The organism is Paenibacillus sp. LS1 (assembly GCF_026013365.1).
Taxonomy (GTDB): domain Bacteria; phylum Bacillota; class Bacilli; order Paenibacillales; family Paenibacillaceae; genus Paenibacillus.
Window position 1 is genome coordinate 30,406 of sequence record NZ_JAPDOE010000012.1, and the last position, 12,515, is coordinate 42,920.

Consider the following 12,515-nt stretch of genomic DNA (forward strand, 5'->3'; position numbering starts at 1 on the left):
AGTCCCTCCTTTTCCCTATTGTAACAGATATTAAATCTTAAACGGACTAAGTGAGGTCTGTAGCTCTGTGGACACATCAGACAAAACAGCCGCAGATGCCTTGATCTGCTCTACCGACTTGAGCTGTTCATGAACAGATCCAGCAGCCTGCTGTGAATTGGTACTGGCTGTCTGCGCATGGCGAGCGATCTCATGTACGGAAGCCACAATCTGCTCCACACCAGCGGACATCTCTTCACTCGTCGCAGCCATGTCCTCAATCTCTGTAGCCATACGCAGGTTCGTATCCCGGATCAGACTGAAGTTTTGTTCCGTTTCACGGGTCAAGCGTAGTCCTTCCTGCACTTCGTCCTTCACTCTCGACATGGCCGATAGCGATTGCTTCATATCTTGTTCCATGGCTTGAACCAGTTCTTCAATACGATCGGAAGAATTTCCAGCTTGTTCTGCCAGCTTACGCACCTCGGTAGATACTACGGCAAACCCTCTGCCATGCTCCCCGGCTCTTGCCGCTTCAATGGATGCATTGAGAGCAAGCAGATTCGTTTGATTCGCGATCTCATGAATGGTGGTAACCATCTGGCTAATCTGGGCCGACTTTCCTTCCAGCATACGAATGACTTCATCCGTTGTGGTAACGGAGGATTCAATCGTAGACATCTGCTGAACGGTCAGTTGTACGGCTTCCCCTCCGGTTTCTGCCTGCCTCCGTGAATACAATGCAGATTCCGAGATACTGGAGGCCTTGTCTGCCATACGTTGTACGCCTATTGCCACTTCTTCCATCGCCTGCAGATTTTCTTCCGTACTGATCGTCTGACTCTCGGCTCCCTGTGCGACTTGTTCAACAGAGGATGCAATCTGCGCCGATTCTTTGGACGTTTGATCCGCAATCTTCAGTAGCAGCCCAGTCGAATGCTCTGCTTTCTCCGCAGCCTGAAGTCCACCCTGAATGATAACCTGCAGATTACTTCTCATCTCATTGTATCCCGTGCCCAGCATGCCAATCTCGTCTTGGACGTCGTCCACAACCGGCTGTGTAAAATCGCCCGTCCCCGCACGTTTAATCGCCACGGATACCCGTTCGATTCTTACTCTTACCCTGCGAACGTACAACAGGATCAGGGTAATTGCGACCAACATCGCAAGCAGGAATACGATCAGGAACGTCTTGAGGAACGAGGAGATAATCACATCAATTAACGATTGAGAAGCCCCTACATAGAAAATCCCGATAATCTCTCCGGACGCGTTCCTGATTGGTTCATAGGCCGTCTGATATTTCTGACCCACAACCACGGCTTCACCGAAGTATTTTTCCCCTTGCTGCAAAACGGTCTGGGCGACCTCTGCCGATACCTTCGTGCCGACAGCGCGTTCCCCGTCCACCATAACATTCGTAGCAACACGTTCGTCACCTCGGAAGATCGTCACCGTGTCCCCGGATGCTTCTCCAATCTCATCTACAAGTTCAAAGTTGCCTTCCAGCGCGGTATCTCCTTTGAATAATTGTCCGTCCTTAATGGCCCAATCTCCTGGATGCTTGTATGTAATGATATGATTCGCCATCTCCAGATCTCGCTTCGCTTTCTCTGTAGCAAATGTCGTAATCCCCTGTCTCATCTCCAGGATTACACTTACCGCCACGGCTGAGGAGAAGACGATAAATATACTGATAACGATCAAACTAATTTTGGTACCGATGCTCATGCTTCGCATGTGTGTGAGCCACCCTTTTCCCTATGTAATTGTGGGGATATTCAAGCCAATTTCGATTCTGTTTCGAATATCACTATAGTCTTATCGGTAGGAGCGTTCACAATATTTATAATATTTCAGTGACTTTTATCACAAAAATGACCTGTCAAAATCTAATCTTTTACGCATTCTCCGTAAATGTGTAAAAATACCCTGAGGAATGGAACTTAGTAGAGTTGAAAAATGCAGAAAAACTCTCAAAGTTCAGATAACAATATGTACTGGAATATTAATGCAATCAAATAAAGAGTCACATCTTCTCCGGTTGTACGGAAGAAAATGTGACTCTTTTTTAAGATCAAAGACTAAAACAATAGTCTTTACAATAATGATTCATTATTTGGATGTAAGGCTTACTTGTGCAGCGGTTTGATCCCAATCCACGGTCAAGCCCAGTCCTTCTGAGATGAAACGTACAGGCACGAGTGTGCGACTGTTTTGAATGATCGCTGGTGCATCAATTTCGAGTGTCTCCCCATTTACGGTTGCGGTGCTGCTTCCGATCTTGAGCACAAGGGTCTGGTCATTCAGAACAGCCGTTACCGTCTTGGCCGTTTTGTCCCAAGTCACTTTTGCACCCAGTGCCTCAAGGATTGCGTTCACAGGTACCATTACTCGGCCACTTTGCTGCAGCGGGTCCTGATCCGGGAATGTAATCGATTTACCATCGAGTGTCACGGTAATAGTTTTGTCCGTTGCTCCGGATGAAGTATTCGAACCTGTCTCTTCCGAAGTCTCCGGCAAAGGTGTCACTTCACGTCCGAGTTGCTCTTGCAGATTCGCTAGACGGTTCAGTGCAAATGTCGTCAATGATCCAGCAGCCATGGAGCCCATGCCTCCGCCTCCACCGCCGCCAAAGTTACCGCCAGGGCGTGTCTGCGTATTGTCTGTACCCGTTGTTGCATCTGTTGTACCGTTTCCAGCTGCGGCACCTGGCTGAGTCGGAGGTGTTGTTCCATCTGGAGGCGTCGTTCCTTCGAAACCTTCAGGCGGCGTCATTCCTTCCATACCTTCGGGTGGGGTCATGCCTTCAAATCCTTCTGGTGGTGTACCGCCCATACCTGCTGCGTCTGCGTTTGCAGAATAAGCGATGTTGGATTCGAACTGTTCTGTCGTATAAAATTTCGTTGGATCTGCTTCCACATAAGGACGAATTTCATCGGCAAGGCCAGTGATACGATCCTGAATGCCTTCCATATAGTCCGTCAGTTCATTGACGTAGCTCAAATATTTTTCCTTATACTCCGGCACAGCAAGCAGGTTGTTAATCATCGGTACATTTTCCATGCTAATGCCCAGTACAGGCTCGTCCACAGATACGTTCGTTGCATTGGTGTTGGTCGTGGTTGATCCGGTCGTTGTGCCACGTCCCCCTCCACCCGAGTACCCGTTGAAGGACATGTTGAAGTCCCAAGGAACAACCGTAAACTTGCCATCGGCATCGCTGTAGAGCATGTAGTTGTGCCCTTTGTCGCCGCTATAGCTGTCATAGTTGCCGAAAACCATGTTGCCAGCAATATATTGAAGCGCCGAATCCACGTCCAGCACACTCTCGATATCGCCTTTTTCACCTTCTGGCATCTCGTTCAGCGTTTGGATAAAGGTTTTGAGTTTGGCTTTGTCCTTATCCGTACCCAAGTCTTTGGTAATTGTACTGTAGTCGCTGCCCTCTTCATATTGAAGATAACTCTTCTCATCCGTATCATAGAGGACGCCTTCTTCGTAATCCTCACCGTAGTTGCGCTCCAGATAGCTATCATCCACTGCTTCAACGCCAGTATAGAAACCCACCAGCTCGCCGTTAACGTACAAATTAACATAGTTCGTCATTGGTACATCCATGCCAATGCTGCGCAGTGCTTCATAGTGAAGAACTTCACGCATGTACGACGGATCGGCGTAGTTATTGTTTAGTACCATTTTATCCAGTCCAAGCAGGGTTTGTGTTTTGTCGTATTTATCAAACTTCAGTCTGAAGCTGTAACGGTCCGAATCTTGCATTGAGGCTACAGCTTTCAGGGTCAGGTTCCCCTTGGTGGAGAAACCGACGTTGTCCAGCTTGTTGCCGTCCACTTCCACACTAACACTCTTATAATCCTTATCCAGCGGGCTTTCAAGCATGCTCTTCCAGTCTGCATCATCAATCGTTACATTCACATCAATAACGTTATCCGTCTGGAACAACGATTCATAAGCTTGCGTCACGCCTGCACTCGTGGTTGTCGCTGTGCTCTCTGCGGCATATGCCGCATTCGGATTTGCAATCAGGCCAAAAGATGACGTTACCATCGTCACGGACAATGCCGTTACTGCAACTTTTCGTAATAAAATATTCAAATGATGAATCCTCCTTCTTGGTTTCTGTTAAGCAACTGAGGCTTATGTAACCATGCTAAAGGACGAACCTTTAGTGAATCTTAAACGCGAAAAACGACAAAAAAATGATATGTATCACTATGGAATTTTCATGGATACACAAGAAATATAATGAAAAAAAGTGCAAATATAACCTTGGAACCGGTTCATAAGTCCTATTTTATTGCAAATATCTAACATTAATATGTCTTTATAACGATATATCTGAGAGTAGAACTTACCTGGAGTTCATATACGTGAATATTAAAAGACATGATGAAAAAGCTTTTCAGAACCAAAAGAGAATTTGATCCTACAATTACATAGCGTGTACAACGCCCAGGATAAGTCCTTCGTCACAATCGTAGAAGGAGTGAACAACCTTGTTTAATAAGCTTCGCTGGAGTACCATGCCTTTCTTTGTTAAAAATCTGGTGATCTCGTTCGGCAGTATCACCTTAATTGGTATTATCCTGATTACCGCAGCTTACCAGCTGCAAAAGAATATTTTAGTTGAACAGCTGCACGACCAAGCCACAGTCATCACACAAAAATGGTATGAAGATCTGGATACAGCCAAAGTAGCACAAGCCGCCAGTGAAAAAAGCTACACCGGTCCTGTACAGCAGGAAATGAAAGCTTATCTCGATTCCATCCATGAGTTCTATCCAAACATCGCGCAGGCGTACATTTTCGGTTCAGAACTTGAGCAAGGAAATGGAACGTCCATCATCGCAATTCCAACCAACTTGTTGGAACCATTCGAAGAAGGCAATTTGCCCGCAGGTGCCATGTACCCGCTGCCCGAGAATAACGTTGTGGTGCTGGAACAGATGAAAGAGGACGGAGAGCCTGCCTTCAGTGATTTCTACACCGATGAGTATGGAACTTGGACTACACTAATCTATCCGATTAATAACGCAGATGGCTCCATGTACGCTGCTCTATTCTTTGATGTCGATGCAAGTGCCGTTCCAAAAGGACTTAATGAATTGCTGACGTACGGATTGATGTTCCTTGTCGGTTTCCTGATCCTGTTCATGGTGTTGCAATTTATTTTGCTCAAAAGAACGCTGCTGCCAATTCGCAACCTGATGAAAGGTATTGAAGAAGTCAGCACGGGTAATCTGAATGTAACCATTCAAACAGGCCGGGACGATCTGGGTATCATCAATGAGAAATTCAATGCAATGATCGAACGATTCAACACGACGATATTCAAGGTGCAAACCACATCCAATCACCTCTCGAACTCGTCTAAACAGCTCTTGGAGATTTCAGCGAAAAACAACGATAATATTCAATCCATCAGCAATAACATTCGTGAAATATCCACTGGTTTGGTGTCTCAGGACAAAGCCACCGTGGAGAACGCACGCGCTATGACAGAGATGTCAACGGTAGTGCAGACGATTGCGAGCAGTTCAGCCGATGTGGCTGACGAAGCACTCAGTATGGAGCAACGTTCCAGTACAGGTAATGTGGTTATGCAGCAAGTTATTGAGCAGATGCGTCTAATCTCAGGTGCGGTGCAAAATACGTCAAACTCAATTCAGTCTTTGGAAAATAACTCGAACCAGATTAGCAATATTGTTAATCTGATCACGGAGATTGCCGGACAAACCAATTTGTTGGCCCTTAATGCTTCGATTGAAGCGGCTCGTGCAGGTGAAGAAGGAAGAGGATTTGCCGTTGTTGCAGGCGAGGTACGTAACCTGGCAGAGCAATCCCAGGAATCAGCGAAGCAAATTCGACAGTTGATTGAGGAAATTCAGCGGGATATCATGCAGTCATCCGAAGCCATGCATTTGGGCTCTAAGGAAGTAACAAAAGGTTTGGAAGTTACGCAAGAGACTGGCGTATTCTTCGAAAACATTTTGAATGCGACGAATAAGGTTGCGAACCAGATCCAGGATATCTCCAGCTCTACTGAAGAGATCTCTGCGAGCACCCAGGAAATGTCCGCTACCGCGGATGAATTATCCGCAAACGTCAGCAAGGCGGCGAACAGCACGAAACGCATCGAACAATCCGTTGCTGAACAAGAAGCCTCCATGGCTTCAATCGTCAGCGCCTCCGACGAACTGGCGGAAGTATCTGAGCAGTTACAGGAGTTAATCTCATTCTTCAAGGTAAAGGAAATCTAAGATCGCGTTGAAGAATCGTTAGCACAGTATATGTAATGCCAACAAAAATAACCAAGGCTCATGAGTGATTAAACTCAAGGCCTTGGTTTTTTATTGTTATAAGGTGTTTTGTTTTTTTAGAACAACATTGACCTCACCATCGGATAGTTGTTGTTGAACCTGTTCTGGCGTGAGGGTCATTTCAACTTCTTCTGAATACCAGTTATCTTAATAAAATTCTCCTCATTAAAAGAAAGCATATCTAAACAGCCCATAGTATAAAGGTCCAATCGCGATAACTAGTGTTATCAACATCCAAACTCTCCTCGTCATGATCGGTAATCCATCTAAAATCTCTTCCCCTTCGTTATCCTTTAAAAGCATTGCAAATATTACATCCCATAACAAAGCTGCCACAGTAATAATTTTCCACACAGCGGGATTTAGAATAGCTGTCTCCGTAACATATCCTAGCAACCCTATCCATGTAATGACGGATACGACAAAATCGATTTTGCTAAGTTTCGTCTTATACTTTCCTTTAATAAGATACGAGAGTGATGCTGTGCCCAGCAATCCAAGATAGATCGTCCATAAAACGTGTTCCATACATATTCCTCATTCTTTGTTGAATTTTATAATTCACTATTTCTTCGCCATCCTTTTGCTATTATAGCGATTCATCTCTATAACTGATATATTCGAAACCTTTCCATATAATAGAAACTTCTCACTCCGTGCCTCCTCTACTCAGTTTTTTTTCATTTCTCAGCCCACACAATGACAATCTTCACATCCACTTCCCCTGTCCAAGTGTTACAGTTATCAACGACCAACTGACCATAATAGTAAAACGGTCAACTTAAAGTTTACTTACCATTATCCTTTCAACCTACAAGGAGGTGTATTTGCGATGAAAACGATAGATCGAAGGCAACAAGTGATGGACTCCGCCGAGAAATCCTTTGCCCTGTTTGGCTACAAGGCCACAACGATGGAGCAGGTTGCGAGACTTGCCAATGTGGGCAAGGGAACGATCTATACTTTTTTCGAAAATAAAGAAGAACTGTTCAGCGAGATTCTGCGCTCGATCATTGCGGATATGAGACAGATTACGGAGCAAACGGTGAAGGAAGAGAACTCCTTTCTGGATAACGTGCATATGAGTATGGATTCTTTGCTGGAGTATCGGGAGGAACATGAGCTGTTGATCAAGCTATTTCAGGAAGTTAACGATTTTGGTACGCCGCAAGCCAAGGAAGGTTTACAGAAAGTGGAGACAGCCATTCTCGAATATCTGGAGCGTCAGGTCAGCCGTGCCATGGAGTTGGAGCAGATTCGCAGGGATGATCCCAAGCTGGTTTCTTTTGTCCTACTGAAGCTGTATGTCACCTTAACCTCGGATTGGAACAAAGCGCATCCTACGTTGCACAAGGATCAGATCAAGGATTTTGTGGGCCTCTTTCTCAAGAATGGCTTATCCCCCACTTAGAGAAGAGCGTGCCACTAGCTTCAGAACATAATAGAGATAGAACGAACGGATTAGCGTAAGGATAGGGAGAGAACATGATGAAATCATTCCACGTATTTGGGCAGGATCTGAAATCCGCCTTCAAGAAACCAAAAGTATTTATTCCGATTCTCGTTGTACTGTTCATTCCGGTGCTGTATAGTGGCCTGTTCCTGAACGCATTCTGGGACCCCTATGGCAAAATGAATGAGTTACCTGTGGCTGTGGTCAACACGGATCAGGGTGCAGTCTACAACGACAAATCACTGGAGGTTGGTCAGAATCTGGTCGATGAATTGAAAAAAAGTGATGATTTCGACTGGCAATTCGTGACTCGTGAACAAGCAGAACAAGGTATGCAAGACAACACGTATTATATGACGATTGTGATTCCGGAGGACTTTTCCACCAAAGCAACAACCTTGATGGATGAGCACCCTGAGCCGGCAGATCTGATCTATGAACCCAATGAAGGATACAACTTCCTCGCAGGTCAGATTGGCGGCACGGCGGTCAAACAAATTCGCTCCAAAGTCGCTGCCAAAGTTACAGAATCGTATACCGAAACACTATTGGATCAGGTCGAGAAAATCTCTGGCGGTTTGGCGGATGCCGGGGATGGCGCAGGTCAGATTCATGATGGTGCGATTAAGCTGGATGAGGGTGCTGCTACTTTAAAAGAGAACCTGTCCAAACTGGCCGCTGGTACCGACAAGCTCGAAACGGGCGTAGTATCGTTAAAAGAAGGTACGTCCACTCTCGCCCAAGGTACAGGTGATCTTCATACTGGCGCAAGCGCCCTGTCCAGTGGGCTGTCCCAATTGACAGCAGCAGGCACGAAGCTAAGTGATGGAGCAGACCAAGCCGAAGCAGGCGGCAAACAGCTACAGACGGGCCTTCAATCTGCTCAGGAAGGCGCAGCCAGGCTGGATGCAGGACTGGCGGCTTCCGAGGAAGGCAGTGCAAAGCTGACTGCTGGACTGCAAAGTTCTGTTGAGGGCAGCGCCAAAGTTAGCGAGGGTGCCAAAGCGGTTGCACAAGGGCTCGCCCAATTAGCTGAAGCCAGTCCTGAACTTGCCGCAAGTCCTGCTGTGCAGCAACTCCTGGCAGCCAGTCAGGCCGTAGCCGCTGGCAGCGAACAAGTGTATCAAGGCGGACAGCAATTGGTCTCAGGCAGTCAAAACCTGTATGCTGCACAACAACAACTGCATCAAGGCAGCAGCCAGTTGGTACAGGGTGAACAACAACTGGTACAAGGAGCTACGCAGTTATCCGCTGGACAAGAAAAGCTTGCAACGGGGCTGAAACAGTTCAATTCCAAATTATCCGAAGCAGCCGCTGGAGGAGCCAAACTGGCGGATGGTTCAGGTCAATTGAATGCTGGTGCAGGCAAGTTGGTTGCGGGTGTAAGCCAGCTTACAGACGGAATCTCAACCCTTGCAGATGGCTCACATAAGCTCGATGACGGCGCCGGTCAATTAAAAGAAGGTACGCTTAAGCTAACGGACGGCTCTGGCGAACTTTCCACCAAACTGAATGAAGCGGCTGAGCAGACGGGTAGTGTGAAGAAGACCGATGAACTGGTAACCATGTATGCAGAGCCTGTTCAGGTCGATGAGCATAAATATAACGAGGTACCTAACTACGGTACAGGATTCTCGCCATACTTCCTGTCCCTCGGGCTGTTTGTCGGGGCATTGATTGCGACATTGGTTGTGCCAACACGCGGCAGCACGGTTAGCGAGGCAAGTGGCTGGAATCGTTTTGTGAGTAAAACGCTGGCTTTCACTCTCATTAGTGCTGTACAGTCCCTGCTTGCTTCATGGCTGGTCTTGTACGGTTTGGGTCTGAATGTTCAGAGCATTCCATTGTTCCTCTTGTTCAGCTTTGTTACCAGTCTAAGCTTCATGTACATCATTCAGGCACTGGTGACATGGCTGGAAAATCCGGGTCGTTTCCTTGCGATTCTGATGCTGATCTTCCAGCTTACGACCAGCGCGGGCACCTTCCCGCTCGAACTGATTCCAAATTGGCTGAAAGTATTCAACCCGTGGCTGCCTATGACCTATTCGGTAACGGGATATAAAGCAGTCATCTCAAGTGGACAGTTCGGCGTGACTTGGGATCAGATCGGCATTCTGTGTATCTTCGCCGTGATTGGTCTCGGAGGAACCTTAACGTATTTCCTGATGCACCGCACCACGGAGAACGAAAGTCTCAGCAGTGAAGTCGCACTTCACCTGTAGAAAGTAAAGCAAAAAGCAAAGGCGTATACCTAAGCCCCACCCTCTTCTGGACAACAGAGGTGTTGGCTAAGTTACGCCTTTGCTTTTTTAGTTTTAGATATAATCTAAGTTTGCTAACTTCATATTTCTAGTATGTAGAGAACATATCAGAGCTTGTGACAGCGAAAGTAAATAATAAAACGAACGCAATAAGTAATACATACATCGCTGTACCAATTATTCCACAAACAAGTCCAGCAATGGCTAATCCTCTGCCTTGCTCCATGCGAACTCTGATCTCTTTGAAGGCTAAAGATGCAAATATAATCGCGACGATTCCGATTAAAATTCCCACATAAGGAATTGTGACGGACAGAATCCCCAAAACTAGTGATACAATCGACTTGCTATTGGTCTTTGGTACTACATAAGGCGGTGGTGGCAATGTGTCGTTATAATAACGATCTACATCATTTTCGCGATGTTCCAAGGTAAATCCTCCCTATTTATTAAGTATGTTCATTATAATCGATAAATAGAAATTGATAACTCCATATTTTGTTAATTATGAAGTTTTTGTAAGATTTATTTTAATTCATCATCCTAGACACATAATTGAAGCGTAAGCTTACACATTGTACTTCAAGAATATGAAGTTTAGAACCCGTTTTTCACTGTGATGATACAAATAAATAATACCTCTAACATACAGATATTATTATGGTAGTACTTTTCTGGATTACATTGGGGGATTAACTCAGATGAACATCGATAAAGTAATGAACATCCTTATGATTGTGATGCTTCTACTTATTGCTCTTTATCGAAATAATGTAGCTGTATTATGTTTTAGTATTGTTTTGTTTGGAATCATGAGTTACACCACTTATCGAATGCGAACACGTTGGAATGTAGTAACTTATATCGTGTTGACGCTGGTATTGATGATCTGGAATATATACTTGTGGGCATAAGCTATTATTAAAAAAAGAACGCACTCCCTTATTACTCATAGGATTGCGCTCTTTCCACATTTCTTAGATTTGAAGTTTCTTCTATCCTTCCACTTCCACCCGCTGCAAAAACGTCCGGGTACGTGCAAGCTTTGGATTGCCGAAGATCTGCTCTGGCGGACCTGCCTCTGCGATCTCGCCGTTATCCATGAAAAATACACGATCCGCAACATCACGGGCGAAGCCCATCTCATGCGTGACAATCATCATGGTCATGTTCTCCTGCGCAAGCTGTTTGATGACACGCAACACTTCTCCCGTCAGTTCGGGATCGAGCGCCGACGTCGGCTCATCGAACAGGAGAATGTCTGGCTGCATCATCAGTGCACGAGCAATGGCAACACGCTGTTTCTGTCCACCAGACAGGTTGGCCGGATAGGCATCGGCCTTGTCCGACAGCCCTACTTTGCCGAGTAATTCCAGACTACGGTAACGAATGACGCTTGAGCTTTCTTTTTTCAGAGTCTTCGGTGCGAGTTCCAGATTAGCTTGTACGGTCAGATGCGGGAACAGGTTGAAATGCTGGAACACCATCCCCATACGATCCGTCATCTTGCGAATATCCGCGGCAGCCGCGTAACGACCATTATCGACCAATGTCTGATCCTGAATGCAAATCGTTCCGCCCGAAATATCCTCCAGATGGATCAGGCTGCGCAGCATCGTACTTTTCCCCGAACCGGAAGGTCCGATGACGGCAATTACTTCGCCTGGTTCCACGTTGAAGGATACCTGCTTCAGCACATCAAGGGTACCGAAAGATTTTCTCAACTCTTTTACTTCTATTATATGTGTCATATGCAGACAGTCCTTTGATTGATCAGATTTAATTTATTCAAATGAAAAGCGCTTCTCAAGTGCCTTGAACAACAACGTGAGTACGAGTGTCATGAGCAGATACATAACCGCCGCCACGAAGAAAGGTAACAGCTTTATGTCGCGATTCACCGCCGCTTGTGCATAATACAACAGCTCTGGTACAGCAACAGCATAGAGCAGTGCCGTATCCTTGATGAGCGTAATGGACTCATTGGCCGTTGCGGGCAGTACTACACGAATCATCTGAGGAATGATGACTTTGGTCATCGTCTGCCACTTTGTTAATCCTAGAACCTTCGCTGCCTCATGTTGCCCTTTATCAATGGAAAGCAGTCCGCCCCTGAAGATTTCAGCGAAGTACGCCGCATAGTTCAGGATGAACGCAATCCCTGCTGCAACAAAACGATCAAACACCAGATACTCTCCAATCACCGGAAGCAACGGTAAACCGAAGCAGAAGAATAGAATTTGGAGCAGCAGTGGTGTTCCTCGCATTACGTAGACGTAGGTATGGGCAATCCACGCCAGTAGTTTAATCTTGCTTCTCATCGCGAGCGTGACTGCAAATCCAAGCGGCACGGATAGCACGATCGCGAGCAAGAACATGAAAATCGTGGTCTGCGCACCCTCTAGCATAGGTTTTAAAATGGTCGATAGATAATCCCAACTCATTGTTTTGTCTCCTCTAATCTGTTAACCCCGCATTCCT

At 46.0% G+C, this 12,515-nt stretch carries 9 protein-coding genes; 3 read left to right on the top strand and 6 right to left on the bottom strand.

The genetic code is table 11. The annotated features are described in order from the left end of the window. Positions 1–30: 30 nt before the first annotated feature. Positions 31–1,719: a methyl-accepting chemotaxis protein gene (locus tag OM416_RS26740; RefSeq protein ID WP_264934558.1), complete on the bottom strand. Its 1,689-nt coding sequence runs from the start codon at positions 1,717–1,719 to the stop codon at positions 31–33. Positions 1,720–2,094: 375 nt separating this feature from the next. Next, positions 2,095–4,095: a CotH kinase family protein gene (locus tag OM416_RS26745; RefSeq protein ID WP_264934560.1), complete on the bottom strand. Its 2,001-nt coding sequence runs from the start codon at positions 4,093–4,095 to the stop codon at positions 2,095–2,097. 428 nt (positions 4,096–4,523) lie between these two features. Between OM416_RS26745 and OM416_RS26750 the strand changes: the two genes are divergently transcribed. Then, positions 4,524–6,260, top strand: coding sequence for a methyl-accepting chemotaxis protein (locus tag OM416_RS26750; RefSeq protein ID WP_264934777.1), 1,737 nt, complete (start codon positions 4,524–4,526; stop codon positions 6,258–6,260). A 225-nt stretch (positions 6,261–6,485) separates the two neighbouring features. On the opposite strand, the gene OM416_RS26755 is transcribed toward OM416_RS26750, so the two are convergent. Next, positions 6,486–6,848, bottom strand: coding sequence for a hypothetical protein (locus tag OM416_RS26755; RefSeq protein WP_264934562.1), 363 nt, complete (start codon positions 6,846–6,848; stop codon positions 6,486–6,488). A gap of 304 nt (positions 6,849–7,152) precedes the next feature. Between OM416_RS26755 and OM416_RS26760 the strand changes: the two genes are divergently transcribed. Then, the gene (locus OM416_RS26760; RefSeq protein WP_264934565.1) at positions 7,153–7,731 is read left to right on the top strand and encodes a TetR/AcrR family transcriptional regulator; all 579 of its coding nucleotides are present in this window, start codon (positions 7,153–7,155) and stop codon (positions 7,729–7,731) included. A 77-nt stretch (positions 7,732–7,808) separates the two neighbouring features. After that, positions 7,809–9,995, top strand: coding sequence for a YhgE/Pip domain-containing protein (locus tag OM416_RS26765; protein WP_264934779.1), 2,187 nt, complete (start codon positions 7,809–7,811; stop codon positions 9,993–9,995). Between the two features lie 127 nt (positions 9,996–10,122). On the opposite strand, the gene OM416_RS26770 is transcribed toward OM416_RS26765, so the two are convergent. The 3 genes from OM416_RS26770 to OM416_RS26780 form a co-directional block, all read right to left on the bottom strand. Continuing rightward, positions 10,123–10,464 carry a DUF4190 domain-containing protein gene (locus tag OM416_RS26770; protein ID WP_264934567.1) on the bottom strand — a complete coding sequence of 114 codons (342 nt, stop codon included), beginning with the start codon at positions 10,462–10,464 and terminating at the stop codon, positions 10,123–10,125. A gap of 565 nt (positions 10,465–11,029) precedes the next feature. After that, positions 11,030–11,785 (bottom strand): amino acid ABC transporter ATP-binding protein, encoded by a 756-nt coding sequence (locus OM416_RS26775; RefSeq protein ID WP_319951936.1) that lies wholly within the window; start codon positions 11,783–11,785, stop codon positions 11,030–11,032. A gap of 33 nt (positions 11,786–11,818) precedes the next feature. Beyond that, a complete protein-coding gene (locus tag OM416_RS26780) occupies positions 11,819–12,478 on the bottom strand; it encodes an amino acid ABC transporter permease (protein WP_264934569.1) in 660 nt (219 codons plus the stop codon). Positions 12,479–12,515: the final 37 nt, after the last annotated feature.